At 64.8% G+C, this 18,079-nt stretch carries 17 protein-coding genes; 5 read left to right on the forward strand and 12 right to left on the reverse strand.

The genetic code is table 11. The features are described 5' to 3' along the window. The first annotated feature begins 14 nt into the window (after positions 1 to 14). Complete coding sequence (locus P6U30_RS32235; RefSeq protein ID WP_407166774.1) at positions 15 to 470, forward strand: carboxymuconolactone decarboxylase family protein; 456 nt, start codon at positions 15 to 17, stop codon at positions 468 to 470. 193 nt (positions 471 to 663) lie between these two features. On the opposite strand, the gene P6U30_RS32240 is transcribed toward P6U30_RS32235, so the two are convergent. From P6U30_RS32240 to P6U30_RS32270, 7 genes are all read right to left on the reverse strand, one after another. Beyond that, entirely contained in the window at positions 664 to 1,524 is an 861-nt protein-coding gene (locus P6U30_RS32240) for a D-amino-acid transaminase (RefSeq protein ID WP_407166775.1), read from the reverse strand. Between the two features lie 228 nt (positions 1,525 to 1,752). Further along, positions 1,753 to 2,484, reverse strand: coding sequence for an amino acid ABC transporter ATP-binding protein (locus P6U30_RS32245; RefSeq protein WP_407166776.1), 732 nt, complete (start codon positions 2,482 to 2,484; stop codon positions 1,753 to 1,755). A gap of 195 nt (positions 2,485 to 2,679) precedes the next feature. Beyond that, positions 2,680 to 3,372, reverse strand: coding sequence for an amino acid ABC transporter permease (locus P6U30_RS32250; protein ID WP_407166777.1), 693 nt, complete (start codon positions 3,370 to 3,372; stop codon positions 2,680 to 2,682). A 2-nt stretch (positions 3,373 to 3,374) separates the two neighbouring features. Next, positions 3,375 to 4,106 carry an amino acid ABC transporter permease gene (locus P6U30_RS32255; protein ID WP_407166778.1) on the reverse strand — a complete coding sequence of 244 codons (732 nt, stop codon included), beginning with the start codon at positions 4,104 to 4,106 and terminating at the stop codon, positions 3,375 to 3,377. 194 nt (positions 4,107 to 4,300) lie between these two features. After that, positions 4,301 to 5,212, reverse strand: a complete 912-nt coding sequence (locus tag P6U30_RS32260) for an amino acid ABC transporter substrate-binding protein (protein ID WP_407166779.1) — start codon at positions 5,210 to 5,212, stop codon at positions 4,301 to 4,303. Beyond that, a complete protein-coding gene (locus P6U30_RS32265; protein ID WP_407166780.1) occupies positions 5,209 to 6,090 on the reverse strand; it encodes an alpha/beta fold hydrolase in 882 nt (293 codons plus the stop codon). The genes P6U30_RS32260 and P6U30_RS32265 overlap by 4 nt, the downstream gene beginning before the upstream one ends. Further along, on the reverse strand, positions 6,087 to 6,503 hold the full coding sequence (locus P6U30_RS32270; RefSeq protein WP_407166781.1) for a hypothetical protein: 417 nt from the start codon (positions 6,501 to 6,503) through the stop codon (positions 6,087 to 6,089). Before P6U30_RS32270 ends, P6U30_RS32265 begins: the two co-directional genes overlap by 4 nt. A gap of 371 nt (positions 6,504 to 6,874) precedes the next feature. On the opposite strand from P6U30_RS32270, the gene P6U30_RS32275 reads away from it, so the two are divergent. The 3 genes from P6U30_RS32275 (at position 6,875) to P6U30_RS32285 (ending at position 10,002) form a co-directional block, all read left to right on the forward strand. Next, positions 6,875 to 7,840, forward strand: coding sequence for a Bug family tripartite tricarboxylate transporter substrate binding protein (locus P6U30_RS32275; RefSeq protein WP_407166782.1), 966 nt, complete (start codon positions 6,875 to 6,877; stop codon positions 7,838 to 7,840). 158 nt (positions 7,841 to 7,998) lie between these two features. After that, entirely contained in the window at positions 7,999 to 8,484 is a 486-nt protein-coding gene (locus P6U30_RS32280) for a tripartite tricarboxylate transporter TctB family protein (protein WP_407166783.1), read from the forward strand. Between the two features lie 9 nt (positions 8,485 to 8,493). Then, positions 8,494 to 10,002: a tripartite tricarboxylate transporter permease gene (locus P6U30_RS32285; RefSeq protein WP_407166784.1), complete on the forward strand. Its 1,509-nt coding sequence runs from the start codon at positions 8,494 to 8,496 to the stop codon at positions 10,000 to 10,002. 70 nt (positions 10,003 to 10,072) lie between these two features. On the opposite strand, the gene P6U30_RS32290 is transcribed toward P6U30_RS32285, so the two are convergent. From P6U30_RS32290 to P6U30_RS32300, 3 genes are all read right to left on the reverse strand, one after another. Beyond that, complete coding sequence (locus P6U30_RS32290) at positions 10,073 to 10,918, reverse strand: IclR family transcriptional regulator (RefSeq protein ID WP_407166785.1); 846 nt, start codon at positions 10,916 to 10,918, stop codon at positions 10,073 to 10,075. Between the two features lie 203 nt (positions 10,919 to 11,121). Then, a complete protein-coding gene (locus P6U30_RS32295) occupies positions 11,122 to 12,405 on the reverse strand; it encodes an MFS transporter (protein WP_407166786.1) in 1,284 nt (427 codons plus the stop codon). Between the two features lie 168 nt (positions 12,406 to 12,573). Next, positions 12,574 to 13,956 (reverse strand): M20 family metallopeptidase, encoded by a 1,383-nt coding sequence (locus P6U30_RS32300; protein WP_407170593.1) that lies wholly within the window; start codon positions 13,954 to 13,956, stop codon positions 12,574 to 12,576. Positions 13,957 to 14,178: 222 nt separating this feature from the next. Here P6U30_RS32300 and P6U30_RS32305 point away from each other — a divergent pair, with 222 nt between their 5' ends. Further along, complete coding sequence (locus P6U30_RS32305; RefSeq protein ID WP_407166787.1) at positions 14,179 to 15,573, forward strand: LLM class flavin-dependent oxidoreductase; 1,395 nt, start codon at positions 14,179 to 14,181, stop codon at positions 15,571 to 15,573. A 117-nt stretch (positions 15,574 to 15,690) separates the two neighbouring features. Here the strand turns inward: P6U30_RS32305 and P6U30_RS32310 are convergent, their stop codons facing one another. Further along, positions 15,691 to 17,355 (reverse strand): thiamine pyrophosphate-binding protein, encoded by a 1,665-nt coding sequence (locus P6U30_RS32310; RefSeq protein WP_407166788.1) that lies wholly within the window; start codon positions 17,353 to 17,355, stop codon positions 15,691 to 15,693. A 152-nt stretch (positions 17,356 to 17,507) separates the two neighbouring features. Then, positions 17,508 to 18,026, reverse strand: coding sequence for a GFA family protein (locus P6U30_RS32315; RefSeq protein ID WP_407166789.1), 519 nt, complete (start codon positions 18,024 to 18,026; stop codon positions 17,508 to 17,510). Positions 18,027 to 18,079: the final 53 nt, after the last annotated feature.

An 18,079-nucleotide genomic window follows, 5' to 3' on the forward strand; every position in this document is an offset into this window, starting at 1 on the left:
AACGGAGAACGACCATGAAGCCCCGCATGAACTTCTACCAGGCCGCACCGGAGACCATCAAAGCGCTGGTCGCGGTAGAGAACCAGATCTGTGCAAGCGGACTCGAGCAGTCGCTGATCGAGCTGGTCAAGACCCGCGCGTCCCAGATCAACGGCTGCGCCTACTGCATCAACATGCACACCGAGGACGCGCGCAAGCATGGCGAGACCGAGCAGCGGCTCTATCTGCTCAACGCCTGGCGGGAGTCGCCGCTCTACAGCGAGCGCGAGCGCGCGGCCCTGGCCTGGACCGAAGCACTGACTTTGATCTCTGAAACGCACGCCCCCGACGCCGACTACGAGGCGGTGCGCGCCCAGTTCTCCGACGCCGAGCTGGTCAACCTGACCACGCTGATCGGCGCGATCAACGCCTGGAACCGGATCGCGATCGGCTTCCGTGCCGTGCATCCGGTAAAGGCGAAGGCGGCGTGAGGAGTAGCTTGCTTCGCTCCCTGACCGTCACCCTGAGGAGCGCGGAACGCGCGTCTCGAAGGGCGACGGCCCAACTCGGGCCGTGCATCCTTCGAGGCTCGCTCCGCTCGCGCCTCAGGATGACGGGTCTAATTTCGTCGAAGCGAGATGGATTCCCCGGTCAAGCCGGGCGATGACACCACATGTGGAAAGATCAAACCGCCGTCGCCCTGGCAAACTCGACGTAGATCTCGCGCAGGCGGTCGGTCATCGGGCCGACCTTGCCGCCGCCGACTTTCTTGCCGTCGATCGCGACCACGCCCTGCACGAACACCGACGCGCTGGTGATGAAGGCTTCCTTGGCGGCAAGTGCCTCCTCGACTGTGAAGGCGCGCTCCTCGATGCGAAGCTGGCGCTCCTCGGCGAGCTTGACCACCGCCTTGCGCGTGCAACCGGGCAGAATCTCGTTGCCGTTCTGCCGCGTCACGATGACGTCGTCCTTGGTGACGATGAAGGCGGACGACGAGCCGCCCTCGGTGACCTTGCCGTCCTCGATCATCCAGGCCTCGCCGGCGCCGGCTTCGGCCGCGGCCTGCTTGGCCAGCACCTGCGCCAGCAGTGCCACGCTCTTGATGTCGCGCCGCGTCCAGCGGATGTCGGGCACGGTGATGACGTTGATGCCGGTCTTCGCCGACGGCGCGTTGATGATGTCCTTCTCGGACGTAAACATGATCAGGGTCGGCTTGACGTCCGCCTTCGGGAAGGCGAAATCGCGGCCCTTGTCGGCCCCGCGGGTGACCTCGAGATAGACCATGCCGTTGACGAGGTTGTTGCGCGTGACCAGTTCCTTCTGGATCTCCTCGATCCGCGCCAGGCTCTCCGGCAGCGCCAGCTTGATCTCGCCGACCGAACGCTCCAGCCGCGCCAGGTGCGAGGCGTTGTCGATCAGCTTGCCCTCGAGCACCGCAGCCACCTCGTAGATGCCGTCGGCGAACAGGAATCCGCGGTCGAACACCGAGACCTTGGCCTCGGAATGCGGCACGAACGAGCCGTTGACGTAAGCGATCTTTTCCACGCGAGTTCTCCTGCGGACGAAGGGCGGTTTTCAGGCCTTCGTATACGCAAATTGTTAACGCGGATAAACCCCGTCGCCGATCATTCGTCATTGCGAGGAGCAGCAGCGACGAAGCAATCCATCCCTCCACGTCCGTGGACAGTTGGATGCTTCGCGGAGCCTGTCATCGGGCGCGCATTCGCGCGACCCGTTGGCTCGCAATGACGACAGGCAGGCCTCGCCGCAACCCTAGTGCGACAAGATCTTCGACAGGAATTTCTGTGCCCGGTCGCTGCGCGGCTTGCCGAAGAAATCGGTCTTCTTGGCATCTTCCACGATCTCGCCGCGATCCATGAAGATCACGCGATCGGCGACCTTGTTGGCAAAGCCCATCTCGTGGGTGACCACCATCATGGTCATGCCGTCGCGGGCGAGATCCACCATCACGTCGAGCACCTCGCTGATCATCTCGGGATCGAGCGCCGAGGTCGGCTCGTCGAACAGCATGGCGATCGGGTCCATCGCCAGCGCGCGGGCGATCGCGACGCGCTGCTGCTGGCCGCCCGAGAGCTGGGCCGGATACTTGGCCGCATGCTCCGTCAGCCCGACGCGATCGAGCAGCTTCTTGCCCTTGGCGACGGCATCGTCATGCTTGCGGCCCAGCACCTTCTCTTGCGCAAGGCAGAGATTGTCGATGATCCGCAGGTGCGGAAACAGCTCGAAATGCTGGAACACCATGCCGACCCGCGAGCGCAGCTTGGGCAGGTCGGTCTTGGGATCGTTGACCTTGACGCCGTCGAGGATGATCTCGCCGCCCTGGATCGGCTCCAGCGCGTTGACGCATTTGATCAGGGTCGACTTGCCCGAACCGGACGGGCCGCAGACCACCACCACCTCGCCCTTGGCGACGCTGGTGGTGCAGTCCTTCAGCGCCTGGAAGCTCGGCCCGTACCATTTGTTGACGTGCTTGATCTCGATCATGCCTGACTCAAGGTTGCAGCGAATACGGCTTTGACACCTCTCCCTTGGGGAGAGGTCGGATCGCGTCAGCGATCCGGGTGAGGGGTTTAGCTCCATCGATGGACCGGCTCCCCTCACCCGGCGCTACGCGCCGACCTCTCCAGGCGGGAGAGGTGAAGGAGTTCGTGCCTCGAATCAAAAGCAACATGGCGGAGCCTATCTGACGATAGCGATCCGCGCCTGCAGGCGGCGGACGGCGATGGATGCGACAGAGGAGATGACGAAGTAGACCAGCGCCGCGAACAGATACATCTCGACCAGGCGGCCGTCGCGCTGGGCGACCTTGCTGGCGGCGCCGAGGAAATCGGTGATCGACAGCACGTAGACCAGCGAGGTGTCCTGGAACAAGACGATCGTCTGCGTCAGCAGCACCGGCAACATGTTGCGGAAGGCCTGCGGCAGCACGACGTAGCGCATGGTCTGGCCGTAGGTCAGACCGAGCGCGCTGGCCGCGGCCGGCTGGCCCTTCGAGATCGACTGGATGCCGGCGCGCATGATCTCGGAGAAATACGCCGCCTCGAATACAATGAAGGTGATCAGCGAGGAGGCGAAGGCGCCGACCGTGATCGGCCGCGACGCGCCGGTCAGCCACTGCCCGATATACGGGACCAGGAAGTAGAACCAGAAGATCACCAGCACCAGCGGCAGCGAACGTATGAAGTCGACATAAAGGCCGGCGATGCGCCCGAGCAGCTTGTAGCCGGACAGCCGCATCAGGGCGATCAGCGTGCCGAACACAAGGCCGCCGAACGCGGCAAGCGCCGTTAAGGTCAGCGTGAACCGCATGCCCTCCAGGAACAGATAGGGCAGCGCGCGGCGGATGACGTCGAAATCGAAACTGCCGATCATCGTCATTTCCCCGCGATATAGCCAGGGATCGCCACGCGGCGCTCGAGAAAGCGCATCGCGGTCACCACGACGAAATTGAGCAGCAGGTAGAGCACGGTCGCCGCGGTGAACGCCTCGAACACCTGGAACGAGAACTCCTGCATCGAGCGGGCCTCGCCGGTCAGCTCCAACAGGCCGATGGTGATGGCGACCGCGCTGTTCTTGATGGTGTTGAGGAATTCGGAGGTCAGCGGCGGCAGGATGATGCGGAACGCCATCGGCAGCAGCACGTAGCGATAGGTCTGCACCGTGGTGAGGCCGAGCGCGGTCGAGGCCTGACTCTGTCCGCGCGGCAATGAGGCAATGCCGGCCTGCAACTGGACGGCGACGCGCGCCGACATGAACAGGCCGACACCGACCGCGGCGGTCCAGAACGGCGCGTTGGGCAGTTGCTTCAGCCACAGCCCGGCGGATTTCGGCAGCAACTCGGGCAGCACGAAGAACCACAGGAAGAGCTGCACGAGCAGCGGCATGTTGCGAAAGAATTCGACGTAAGCGAAGCCGATCGCCGAGGCCGTCCGCGACGGCAGCGTGCGCATCACCCCGATCACGGAGCCGGTGATCAGCGCGATGATCCAGGCGAGCAGCGACACCTCGACGGTGACCACCAATCCCGCCAGCAACAGGTCGAGATAGGTGCCGGTCCCCATCGGGTTCGGCTCAAGAAAGATATGCCAGTTCCAATTGTAGTTCACGGGTCCCCCGCGCAATCGCGCCGATCACGCATTACGTCAACTGCGAGCATGACGTCTATGCAAATGTCCGGCCATTCTCCTCCAAAAATGGCCGGACTTGCGCATCTCTTTCTCGTTGCCTCGCCCCGCTTGCGGGGAGAGGCAACGAAAGCAGCTCTTGTGCCTCGAAGCTTACACGATTCCTCTTCGTCAGCTTACTTGTACGAAGCTGGATCGGGCGAGTCGGACGGCTTGGCGAATTCGTGCTCCAGCTCCGGCCCCAGCGGCACGTTGAGGTTCAGGCCCTTCGGCGGAATCTTCTGGGTGAACCACTTGTCGTAGATCTTCTTGCCCTCGCCGCTGGTGTAGAGCGCCGCGGTCGCGGCGTCGACGACCTTCTTGAAGGGCGCGTCGTCCTTGCGCAGCATGATGCCGTAGGGCTCCGGCTTCGAGAACGCATCCTTGGAGATCACGTAGTCGCCGGGCGACTTCGAGCCGGCGACCAGGCTCGCCAGCAGGATGTCGTCCATCACGAACGCCGCCGCGCGGTCGGTCTCCACCATCAGGAAGGCTTCGGCGTGATCCTTGGCCGGGATGATATTGGCGCCGAGCTTGCGCTCGACATTGGCTTCGGTGAGCTGCTTGATGTTGGTGGTGCCGGCGGTCGAGACCACCGTCTTGCCCTTCAGGTCGTCAATCGAGTTGATCTTGCTTGCCTTCTTGGTGACGTAGCGGCTTGCGGTCAGGAAGTGGGTGTTGGTGAACCAAACCTGCTTCTGGCGCTCGGCATTGTTGGTGGTCGAGCCGCATTCGAGATCGACGGTGCCGTTGGCCATCAGCGGGATGCGCGTGGCCGAGGTCACCGGGGTGAGCTTGACCTCGAGCTTGTCGAGCTTCAGCTCTTTCTTCACGGCATCGACGATCTTGTAGCAGATGTCCATGGCGTAGCCGATGGGCTTCTGGTTGTCGTCGAGATAGGAGAAGGGAATCGAGGAATCGCGGTAGCCGAGCGTGATGGCACCGGTCTCCTTGATGTTCTTCAGCGTGCCGGTCAGCTCCTCGGCCTGCGCCTGGCCCGCGCAGAGCGCGGCGGCGAGCGCGAAGCCGAACAGGTAATTGCGTGTCATACGTTTACTCCTTGCATGGAAACGGTCGGTGAATGCGCGAGGATCTCGGCGAGGACGGGTGCGATATAGCGGCGAAACTGGTCGGGATTCTCGCTCATCGGGAAATGACCGAGCTTCTCCATGATCGTGACGTTGGCGCCCCCTATTGCCGCTGCCGTCCGCCTGGTGTCCTCAGGCGTGCAGGAGAAATCATACTCGCCCGTGAGCAGATAGAGCTTGCATACTTTAGTATCGATTGACCCGACCCGGCCCCGCAGGTCGCCGTCCACCCGATAGAAGTAGAGGTCGCCCTTGAACACGCCGGGACCACCCTGCTTGTAGGCCCACAGCGTCTCCATTCGCGCCGCCTCGGAGCTCTGCGGGGCGATCAGGCCCGACACCAGCGCGGCGCAAACTTCGCCGCCATGGACGTCGGGACGGTTCAGCCAGCTCGTGTCGTACCACGGCGCCTGGAAGTCGGCGGCCTCCAATCCGATCAGCGCCCGGAACTCGGCTGCATGTTCGATCGCAAGGTTGAGTACGATGCGGCCGCCGATCGAGCAGCCCATCACCACCGGCTTTTCCAGCTTGAGCGCGCGGCAGAAGGCGCGGATGGTCTCGGTGTAGCGAGCGGTGGTGAGCTGGTATTCATCGCCGGTCCAGCTTGTCGGCGGATTCGACTTGCCATGCCAGGGCATATCGAAGGCAATGATGCGGAAATTTTCGGCAAACTCGGCGTCAGCAAGCAGATGCCGCCACTGCCGCGCGTCGGAGCCTGCCGTGTGCAGGCAAACGAGCGGAATGCCCGAGCCGTTTTCCTCGAAATAGATGCGGTGCAGCTCGCCGCCGATCTCGACGTGAACGTAGCGGCCGACCATCGGCTCGATATCGCCGTTCATGATGCGGCCGCCTCGGCCTTGGCCCGCGGTAGCGCGAGCAGGTCCTTGAAATACTGCAGATGCGTCATGAAAGGATGCAGGTCGCCTTCCAGCACCGCCTCGCCGCGCTTGGTCAGCGCCAGCAAGTCGTGCCAGCCGGGCTTCGGCTCGGCCTGCCAATAGGCCATCCAGGCGACGGCCGTCGCGCGATAGGAGAAGCGCCAGGAGCGCATCAGGACGGGAGCCGGCGTGAGCTCGACGATGCGCCCGCCGCGGATCGTCGCGTAGCAAGGATGATCCATCGGGCCAAGGCGGCAGTCGCAATCGAGCAGCCGGCCGCGGGCGATCAGCGCCGGGGCCCGGTCGAGCAGCGCTGGCAAGCCGGCAAATGCACGGATCACCGCGTCGTCGGTGGCATCAGGCGATGGCGTCATCTGTCAAGCAGGGTTCCGGCGGCGGGCGGGCGCGCATGATGACCGGAAGCGCCGGATGTCGCAAGCCGCCGAGCCCCTTGAGTTCCCATCATTATCCACTTGACCAAACGCGGCGCGCGCGCATCGGCGCGGGCAGTCAAGCGTGCGGGGCTGCTGCCAAACGCCGCCAGTCTCGGCAAATCAGCGGCGAGCGAATTCCGCCTCTCGGCAGGTTGCGGCAGGCCAATTGTCGCATGCGGGACATTGGCTCTTCCGTTGCGTGCTCCGTTCTGTCCAATGCGGTTTCACGTCCCCGCCATGACGAGGACGATCGAAGTCAACGCAAGACTCGGCCACGAAATGCAACGCGGCCGCAAGGGAGAGAGATCGAGATGTCCCATTGCAATCGCTTGATGGTCCTGCTCGCCGCCGCCGGCATGCTCGTGTCGGCCGCAGCGCACGCCCAGGATTATCCGACCAAGCCGATCACGCTGATCGTGCCCTGGCCGGCGGGCGGCTCGACCGACATCTCGATGCGCGCGATCGCCGAGAGCGCCTCGAAGGTGCTGGGCCAGCCGATCGCGGTCGACAACAAGGCGGGCGGCGGCGGCACCGTGGGTCCGGCCACGATGGCCGCGACCGCCAAGCCCGACGGCTACACCATCGCGCAGGTCCCGATCACCGTGTTCCGGCTACCCCTGATGCAGGAAGTGTCCTGGGATCCGGCGAAGGACTTCTCCTACATCATCCATCTCACCGGCTATACCTTCGGCATCACCACCAATGCCGAGTCGCAGTTCAAGACCTGGCAGGACGTGGTCGACTTCGCCAAGAAAAATCCCGGCAAGGTGACCTATGCGACGCCGGGGACGGGGACCTCGCTGCATGTCGGCATGGAGCAGATCGCGGCCAAGGCCGGCATCAAGCTGACGCAGGTGCCGTTCAAGGGCGGCGCCGAGACCAACGCCGCGGTGCTCGGCCAGCACACCATGCTGCAGGCCGATTCCACCGGCTGGCGGCCGCTGGTCGATGCCGGCAAGCTCAGGCTGTTGATGGTGTGGACCGGCGCGCGTTCGCCGAACTATCCCGACGTGCCGACGCTGAACGAGCTCGGCTACTCGATGGTCTACGATTCGCCGTTCGGCATCGCCGGACCGAAGGGCATGGATCCGAAGATCGTGGCCAAGCTGCACGACGCCTTCAAGAAGGCGATCGAGGATCCCGCCGTGATCGCAACGCTCGCCAGATACGACATGGTGCCGAACTACAAGAACACCGAGGACTACAAGAAATTCGTGGTCGAGGTCACCGAGTCCGAGCGCAAGGTGATCGACACGCTCGGGCTGGGGAAGAAGTAGAGAAACGGATTCAAGGCCACCTCGCGCGCTGACGTCATCCTGAGGTGCGAGCCGCACTTGCGGCTCGCCTCGAAGGATAGCTCCGGGCACCGTCGCCCTTCGAGGGCTACGCTGCGCTTCGCCGCCTCAGGGTGACGGTGGTCCAAAGGTGCTTTCAAATGAACGACCAAACCAACGTCAAATTCCGCCTCGACAACTCCGAGCTCTGGGGCGGCCTGATCGGGCTTGCGCTCGGCGGCTTCGTGATCTGGTCGGGGCTGAAGCTGAAGCTCGGCACCATCAACGATCCCGGCTCCGGCTATGTGCTGTTCTACACCGGCATCCTGATGTGCGCGTTCGCGGTCTCGATCATCGTCGCGGCCATCACCGAAGGCGGCGCGACCTTCGCCTCGCGCTGGCAGAACGTGCGCTGGGGCAAGCCGGTTGTCGTCATCGTCTGCCTGACCGCGTTCGCCTTCGCGCTGGAGCCGCTCGGCTTCCTGCTCTCCGCGATCCCGCTGATGCTGTTGCTGCTGCGCCTGATCGATCCGGTGCGCTGGTCGCTGGCGATCCCGATCGCGATCCTTGCGCCACTCGGCATGTGGTGGGTGCTGAAGCATCTGCTCGCGATCCAGTTGCCGAGCGGCATGTTCGAGATCGGTTGAGGGCTGCCCATGGATACTCTGCTCAATGTCGCCCACGGTCTCGGCGTCGCGCTGCAGCCAGTCAACCTGATCTACTGCTTCATCGGCGTCTTCATCGGCACGCTGGTCGGCGTGCTGCCTGGCATCGGCCCGATCTCGGCGATGTCGCTGTTGCTGCCGGTCACGCTATCCGGCACGCCGGAGTCCGGCATCATCATGATGGCCGGCATCTATTACGGGTCGATGTATGGCGGCTCGACCACCTCGATCCTGGTCAACATCCCGGGCGAAGCCGCCTCGGTCGTCACCTGCATCGACGGCCACCAGATGGCCAAGCAGGGCCGCGCCGGGCCGGCGCTCGGCATTTCCGCGTTCGGCTCGTTCATCGCCGGTACCTTCGCGCTGATCGCCTTGATGCTGGTGGCGCCCTCGCTCGCCAGCGTCGCCGTGGCGTTCGGGCCGGCCGAGTATTTCAGCCTGATGGTGCTTGGCCTCGTCGTGCTCACCTTCCTGACCCAGGGCTCGATGGCCAAGGCGCTGCTGATGGCCTGCATCGGCGTGGTGCTCGGCCTCGTCGGGCTCGACAGCATCACGGCGCAGCCGCGGCTGACCTTCGGCCGCCTCGAGCTGATCGACGGCATCGGGCTGGTGCCGGTCGTGATGGGCCTGTTCGGCGTCGCCGAAGTGCTGCTCAACACCGAGCAGGCGATCAAGCGCGACATCATCAAGACCAAGATCAGCCAGTTGCTGCCGAGCAAGGAAGACTGGAAGGCCAGCGCCGGGCCGGTGTCGCGCGGCACCGTGCTCGGCTTCTTCCTGGGCATCCTGCCGGGCGGCGGCGCGGTGGTGGCATCGTTCGCCTCCTATGCGCTGGAGAAGCGGCTGTCGAAGCATCCGGAGCGCTTCGGCCATGGCGCGATCGAGGGCGTAGCGGGACCGGAATCGGCCAACAACTCCGCGGCCGGCGGCGCCTTCATTCCGCTGATGACGCTCGGCATTCCGCCGAACGTGGTGATGGCGCTACTGCTCGGCGCCTTCGTGATCCACGGCCTGCAGCCGGGACCGCTCCTGATCTCGCAGAACCCCACCCTGTTCTGGGGCATCGTCGCCAGCATGTATATCGGCAATCTGATGCTGCTCGTGCTCAACCTGCCGATGATCGGCATGTGGGTGCAATTGCTCAGGCTGCCCTACAACGTGCTGTTCCCGCTGATCATCCTGTTCACGATCATCGGCGTCTATTGCTCCAGCAACAACGTGTTCGACGTCTACGTGATGATCGCCTTCGGCGTGATCGGCTATTTCATGCGCAAGCTCGGCTACGAGCCAGCGCCGCTGGTGCTCGCCTTCGTGCTCGGACCGATGCTGGAGAACAACCTGCGCAAGTCGCTGATCCTGTCGCAGGGTGACCTGACGACGTTCGTGGAGCGGCCGATCTCGGCGGTCTGTCTTGCGCTCGCGGTGGTGTTGCTGGTCGGGCCGCTGCTGCCGTCGCTACGGCGGAAGCGCGAACTGGTGGCACTGGATGAAGGGGCGTAGCGGAGTCGCGTCGTAACCGCGTCAGAACTGCACTGCCTCTTCCACTTGCGGGAGAGGTGAAGGGAGACATCTAGCTAGCCTTCACGCCCCGCCCGTTCTTCGGCGCCTGGGCCATCGCGCGCGCCAGCACCTGGGCTTCCTTCTTCAGCATGTCGGCAAGCTCCGCCTCGCGACGGCGAATGCGGTCGGAGGCCGCGCCGATCGAGAGCGCGGCCACCACCTCGCCGGCATCGTCGCGGACGGGAACGCCGACGCCGCCCATGCCGGGAAACGCGGCGTCGATCAGCACGGTGTGACCAACCTTGCGCGCCTGCGCGATGCGCTCGCGCAGGAATTTTGGCGTGATGCGCGGCGACTTCGCCAGCCGCGGCACGATCACCTCGATGACGGCCTCGATCTCGGCGTCCGGCAGCCAGACCAGCAGCGCGAGCGCGCCGGCGCCGACGCCGAGCGGACGGCGGCTGCCGATCTGCAGGTAGTTCGGTTGCAGCGGATGGCTGCCGACCGAGCGCGCCAGATAAAGCGCCTCGACGCCGGAGCGAACCGACAGCAGCGCCGTGTCGGCGGAGCGCTCGGACAGCCGCAACAGGCTCGGTTGCGCCAGCTCGGCGATGTCGACCGAGCGCCGCGCGCCGACCGCCATCACCCGCGCCTCCTGGCCGAGCTCATAGGTCTTGGCGCCGGCGACGCGGCTGACGAAGCCCTCCTCGATCAGCGAGTTGAGGATGCGCAGCGCGGTCGCCTTGTTCAGCGAGGTGGTGTCGGCGATGTCGGTCAGCCGCAGCGGCGAGCGCTGCGCCAGCACGCGCAGGATCGCGCAGACCTTCTGAATCGCATTGAACTTGTCGGGCTGCCCCGGCTCCGGCCGCGGCCTCTTCCGGCCGGCCCGTGCGGTCGCAGTCGTGGAAGCGTTCATGCCCTGCCCTCAATCGCAAACAGTGATCCGGACACGACATCCGTGATGGGACGAGGCCTCCGCGCGGGCCGCATCCTAAATCGGATAACGCGCGCGGGACACCGTATACTTTCGTCAGGTGAAACTTCGATTTCGGCAATTTTACGCTGCTGTGCAGCAACGTAGGTCCGTTGAATTTCGTGATACGAAATCTAAGGATGGGGCTAGGCCAGCCGCATCCGGCGGATCGTGACCAGCGCGCAAAGGCTGAGGATGCAGACGGCAGTGAGATAATAGCCCGGCGCGAGTTCGCCGATCAGCGCGAAGCCGCCCATCCAGGTCATGATCGCAGGCCCCATGCCGCCGAACACGGTGACGCCGATATTGTAGCTGAGGCCAAGGCCGGTCGCGCGCGTCTGTGGCGGAAACAGCTCCGACATCAGCGCGGCGAGCGGCCCGTAATACAGCGACTTGAGAACACCAAGCCACAGCACGCCGAGCAGGATGATTCCCGGCGTCGGCCTGCCGGTGAGCAGCAGGAAGGCGGGAAAGATCGAGACCAGCAGCAGCAGCGCGAACAGGATCATGTGCGTGGTCCGTCCGATCCTGTCGGAGACCATCCCGGCGATCGGCGCCAACAGCGCGACAGCCGTCTGCGCGGCAAACGAGGCGATGAAGCCGACCGACGGCGCCAGGTTGAGCGTCTTCACCACATAGGTCGGCATGTACACGATCAGATAGTTCACCGCGGTCGAGACCGCGAGCGCGCCGATGGCGAGGATCGTGGCGAGCTTCTGCCGCGCGAACACTTCTTTGACCGGCGACTTGAGCTGAGCCGCCGGCGGCGGGGTCGCATCGTCGACATGATTGCGGATGTAGATGCCGACGGGACCGATCAGGACGCCAAACAGGAACGGCAGCCGCCAGCCCCAGGAGTGCAGGTCCTCCGGGCTCAGCAGCGAGGTCAGCAGCGCACCGAAGCCCGCTCCCAACAAGCCGCTGACGCCCTGGCTTGCGAACTGCCAGCTCGCAACGAAGCCGCGCCGCTCCGGCATGTGCTCGACCAGGAAGGCGGTCGAGGAGCCGAATTCGCCGCCTGCGGAAAACCCCTGCACCAGCCGCGCCAGAATCACCGCGACCGGCGCCACAATACCGATCGTCTGATAGGTCGGCATCAGCGCGAGCGCCAGCGTACCCAGTGTCATCAGCACGATCGACAGCATCAGCGAGGCCTTGCGGCCGTGACGGTCGGCATAGGCACCGAGCATGATGCCGCCGATCGGGCGGACCAGGAACGACAGTCCGAAGCTGCCGAAGGTCAGCAGCAGCGAGGTGGTCGGATCATTCGCCGGAAAGAATGCCTTCGACAGGTAAACCGCGAAATAGGCATAGACCGAGATGTCGTACCATTCGAGCGCATTGCCGACCGAGGTCGCGACAATCAGGCGGGTGATGTTCTTTTTCGCGGCAACGTCGATTTGGGTATTGAGGGGCGTTGTTAGGGTCATCTACCTTCCTTGGCCATCTCAGGCTTACAAATCGCTATGCCCAGCCATGTGCCGGCCACAGCGGAATACTGGTAATGACGAGTTACAAGCTCGACGTGTTCTCTCACCTCTCCCCGCAAGAGCGGGGCGAGGGAGCCATCCAGTCTTTGCTTTGCGCAACGGCGTGCATCACTTCCGCGGCGTCTCGCCGAGATCCCAGAACAGGCCGGCCATGATGGTGAGCGCCTCTTCGGTGACCGGCAGCAGGATGTGCTCGTCGGGCGCGTGCTGCGAGCAGCCGGGATAGGAATGCGGCACCCAGATCGTGGGCAGGCCGAGGCCTTCCGAGAACACGTCGTTCGGCAACGAGCCGCCGAAGTTTGGCAGCACCGCGGGTGCCTTGCCGGTGGTCTTGCGGATCGAATCCGCAGCCCAGTCGATCCATGGGCTGTCCATGTCGGTGCGCGACGCTGCGAAGCGCTGCGCGCCCGACACCTCCACCATCGGGAAGCCGTTCTTGTGCAGATGGTCCCGCACCGCGTCGATCACCTCGAGATATCGGGTGCCGACGACGAAGCGGAGCTGCAGCACGGCGCTGGCCTTGCCGGGAATCGCGTTGGCCGGCTTGTCGATATTGCCCGACGACATCGCCAGCACTTCGAGCGTGTTCCAGGCGTAGAGCCGCTCCGCCGGCGACAGCCCCTCCTCGCCCCAGTCCGGCGACAGCGCGGGCTCGTCCGCCGTCGGCTCGACCTTGACATCGGCAAGCGCGGCACGGACGCGATTGGAGATCGGCGGGGGTTTTAGGATCTCGAGCTTCATGCGGCCTTTGCCGTCGACAAGGCTGGCGATCGCATTGGCCAGGATCGTGGCGGGGTTGGCAAGCACGCCGCCCCAGTTGCCGGAATGATTGCCGCCCTCGCGCAGATTGACGTCGAGATGGATGCGGTTGCCGCCGCGGCAGCCGAGGAAGATGGTCGGCCGCTCCGCCGACAGCCGCGGCCCGTCGGAAGCCACGAACAGGTCAGCCTTCAACTCCTCGCGATGCGCCTCGCAGACCTCGCGCAGATCGGGCGAGCCGATCTCCTCGCCGGTCTCGATGATGAACTTCGCGTTGAAGCCGAGCTTGCCGCCGCGGGCCTGCCGCACGGCACGCAGCGCGGCCATGTTGATCGAATGCTGGCCCTTGTTGTCGGCGGTGCCGCGGCCATAGGCGCGCTCGCCCTTGACCGTGATCTGCCAGGGGTTGAGCCCGTCGCGCCACTCGCCGACCATGCCGTCGACGACGTCGCCATGGCCGTAGGTCAAGACGGTCGGCCGCGAGGCGTCCTCCTGATACGCGGCGATCAGGTATGGACCGCGACCGGTCGGCGACTCGATCAGCCGGGTCTTGAAATCAAGCTCGGCGAAGGCCGGTTGCAGGTTCTCGACCAGATAGGCGCGAAGGGCATCAGCCTTGTCGGCATTCAGGCTCTCGGTCTGGTAGCCGACCCTGCGGTCCAGTTCCTTCATAAACTGTCCCGATTGAAAATGCTCTCGCGCGATTGCGATTGCGTCGGCCCGTGTCGCCATCATTGTTCCTTCGTCCGCTCAGGTCTCAGCGAGATCGCATCGCAAAATCGCTTCGCAATGCTGGATCAGGCTCTGGATGCAGGCAACCTATCGGGATCGGAACGCGGGAGGAAGTGCCGCGATTGCGAATGGGCCTTGCCAAAACATGGGAAGTCGCAACAAGTTCGGACCGGCAACCCGGCCTCCGACCGGGCATGACTCGAAACGACCCAGGTTTCAACGATGACAAAGCAAATCCGGCTCAATGCCTTTGCCATGAATTGCGTGGCGCATCAGTCGCCGGGGCTGTGGACCCACCCGCGCGACCGCACCAAGGACTACAACAAGCTGGCCTACTGGATCGATCTCGCCAAGACGCTGGAGCGCGGCCGGTTCGATGGCCTGTTCCTCGCCGACGTGCTCGGCGTCTACGACGTCTATGCCAACGGTCCGGATGCGGCGCTGCGCAACGCGGCGCAGACCCCGGCCAACGAACCCTTGATGCTGATCCCGGCGATGGCCGCGGTGACCGAGAATCTCGGCTTCGGCGTCACCTCTAACCTCTCCTTCGAGCCGCCCTATCCGTTCGCGCGGCGGATGTCGACGCTCGATCATCTGACCAATGGCCGAGTGGGCTGGAACGTGGTGACAGGCTATCTGGACAGCGCAGCGCGCGGCGCCGGCAAGGACAAGCAGACCGCGCATGACGACCGCTATGAGCTCGCCGACGAATATATGGAGCTGGTCTACAAGCTCTGGGAAGGGAGTTGGGAAGACGGTGCCGCGATCCGCGACGTCGCGCGCGGCATCTTCACCGACCCAAACAAGGTGCACCCCGTGCATCACGAGGGCAAGAACTACCGGCTCAACGCGATCCATCTCTCGGAGCCGTCGCCGCAGCGCACGCCGGTGCTGTACCAGGCTGGGACCTCGCCGCGCGGGCGGCAGTTTGCGGCCGAGCACGCCGAATGCGTCTTCATGTCGGGCCCGTCATCCAAGGTGATTGGCCCGCGGGTGTCGGCGATCCGCGAGCTTGCCGCCGCGAAAGGCCGCAACCCCGCCGAGATCCTGATGTTCTCGATGATGTGTATCGTCGTCGCTCCCACCGAAGCGGAGGCGAAGGCGAAATACGCTGAGTACCGCAGCCACATCAGCCACGAGGGCGCGCTGGCACTGATGTCGGGCTGGACCGGTGTCGACTTCTCGACCTATGCGCTCGACCAGGAGGTGCGGCACGTGCAGAACGACGCCGGCCGCTCCGCGATGGACAATGTCACCCGCGCCGATCCGGATCGGGTCTGGACCGTGCGCGAGGTCGCCGAACATGTCGGCATCGGCGGCGCCGGTCCCGTCGTGGTCGGCTCGCCCGAGCAGGTCGCCGACAAGATCGAGCAATGGTTCGAGGAGACCGATGTCGACGGCCTCAACGTCGCGTTCGCGATCTCGCCCGGCGATTTCGAGGATATCGCCGACATGCTGGTGCCGGAACTAACCAGGCGCGGCCGCTACAAGCACGACTACGCCAAGGGCACGCTGCGGGAGAAGCTGTTCGGCGCGGGGCGCGCGAAGCTGAACGACACGCATCCGGCGAGCCGGTATCGGGTCAAGCCGCGCGCGGCGGCGGTCCCGTCATCCTGAGGAGCGCGGAACGCGCGTCTCGAAGGATCGACGGCCCACCGGCCGGCCGTCCATCTTTCGCGACGCGCGCAAGAGCGCGCCCCTCAGGATGACGGGAGAGATTGAGCACGCTGGCGCTCAATTCACCGCATTGCTCACCACCACCTCGATCAGCTTCGCGCCGGGGCGGCTGAATGCGGATGTCATCACGCCCTTCAGCTCCTGCGGATCTGATATCTTGATCGCCTCGAGCCCGAGCGAGCGCGCGACGCCGGTGAAATCGACCGGCGGGTCGATGAAATCCATGCCGACATAGTGATCGTCGCCGTGGAAGGCGAGCAGGCGCTGCTTGATGATGCGGTAGCCGCCATTGTTGACGATGACGAAGGTCAGCGGCAGCTTGTGGTTGGCCGCGGTCCACAACGACTGGATCGAATACATCGAAGAGCCGTCACCGGAATAGCAAACCACCGGACGCGTCGGATTGGCAAGGCTGACGCCGACCGCCGCCGGCAGGCCCCAGCCGATGCCGCCCGAGGCGAGCGCGTGATAGCCGTAGCGGTCGCGATGCGGTCTCAGCCCGATGATCTGGCGCGATGAGGTCAGGCCCTCGTCGACCAAGATCGCGTTGTCGGGCATCGCCTCGACGACTTGCAGCGCGAGCCAATCCGGGTCGATCGGCGAGGTGTGGCTGGCCTTCGAGATCTGCTCGACCAGCGCCTTGCGCTTCGCCGTCCAGTTCTTCGTCGCAAGTGCTGCAAGCCCCTGCTTGGCGCGCGCGTCAAGCGCGCCGCCGCCCGCCTGCTTCAACGCCGGCACTAGCGCGCGCAGCGTCTCCCTGACGTCGGCCTTGACCGCGATCTCGGCGCCGTAATTCCTGGCAAGATCGCCGTCGACCAGACCGACCTGCACGATCGACACGCCATCCGGCAACGGCTCGACTTCGCTATAGACAGACATCCGCAAGGGATCGCCGCCGAGCGCGATCAGGAGATCATGGGGCGCCAGCACGTCGCGGGCGACCTTCTGCAGCCGCGCGATCGCGCCCATGAAGCACGGACTTTCCGAGAGGAAATGCGCGCCGTAGGGCGTCGAGGATTGCCAGGCCGGGCAACCCAGCGTCTCCGCAAGGTCGGCGGCCTCGCGCAGCGCGTCGCTCTTGACGATCTCGTCACCGACGACGATCACCGGCCGCTCTGCTTTCAGGATGCGCGCGACCAGCGCCTTCAGCGAATCGTCCGACGGTCGCACGCGCGTATCGACGCGGGTAGAGCGGCCGAGCTCGATGCCGGCCTCGGAATTGAGGATGTCGCCGGGCAGCGAGATGAACACCGGCCCAGTCGGCGGCGTGGTTGCAATTTTGGCGGCGCGGCGCACGATTCGCGGCAGGTCTTCCAGACGCGTCACCTCGACCGCCCATTTGACGAGCGGCGCCGCCATCTGCACCAGCGGGCCATAGAGCACCGGCTCTGTCAGCCCATGGCCCTGCTCCTGCTGGCCGGCAGTGAGGATCAGCGGCGTGCCGGTGAAGCTCGCATTGTAGAGCGAGCCCATCGCGTTGCCGAGGCCCGGCGCGACATGGACGTTGCAGGCGACGAGCTTGCCGGAGGCACGGCTGAAGCCGTCGGCCATCGCCACCACCAGGCTCTCCTGCATCGCCATCACATAGGTGAGATCCGGATGGTCCTTCAGCGCGTGCATGATCGGCAGTTCGGTGGTGCCGGGATTGCCGAACAGATGCGTGACGCCCTCGTCCTTCAACAGCGCCAAAAATGCCGAGCGGCCGGTAATGCGATTTTTCATGTTCCCTCCAGGCCTGTCAGCGCGTTGGCCGACGGGATCCAAGGAGATGACCAAACTTGCGCGGCCGGAGCAATCGAGCGGCCGGTCATGGCTGCATTCCACAGGCGCGCGCCTTTTCACGCGAGGCGACGTCGACTTCGCTCGGACGCGCTTCAGAACATCCCTTCCCGATCGCTGCGCTTCTTCTTTTTCGAGCGCTGCCAGACCACGCCGGGATAGCCTTTCAATGGCACCAGCGGCTCGCCGGTGTAGGCCCATTCCTGCAGTTCCTCGATCGCGATGTGATAGAGCGGCTGGCGGCCGGTGCGCCCCGAGAACAGCGCACGCGGGATGTTGACCATGTGCGGAGCGCGCACCCGCTCGTAGATGATCGGCGTGCCGCAATTGGCGCAGAAAGAGCGCGCGGTCTTGGTCGCGGGATCCTCATAGCGGGAGAGCTCGCTTGCGCCTTGCGTGATGCGGAACCGCTTGCGCCAGCTTCCGACATAGGTCGCGTAGGCCGCACCATGCGCGCGGCGGCTGGCCTGCGTATGGTCATGCCACGCCCAGCGCGCCGGCACATCGATCTCGAAGCGCACCTTGCCGCACAGGCACTGGCCCGCGGCAGGCTTGGCCAGCGCCACCGGCTTCGGCTTTTTCGTCGGCGCGAATTCGTCGTCTTCCGGAAACATCGGGGTCTCCCCGGTTGGCTCGTAGTATCGTCATTGCGAGCGAAGCGAAATCC

This window comes from Bradyrhizobium sp. ORS 111 (genome assembly GCF_045571485.1).
In the GTDB taxonomy this organism is placed as follows: domain Bacteria; phylum Pseudomonadota; class Alphaproteobacteria; order Rhizobiales; family Xanthobacteraceae; genus Bradyrhizobium.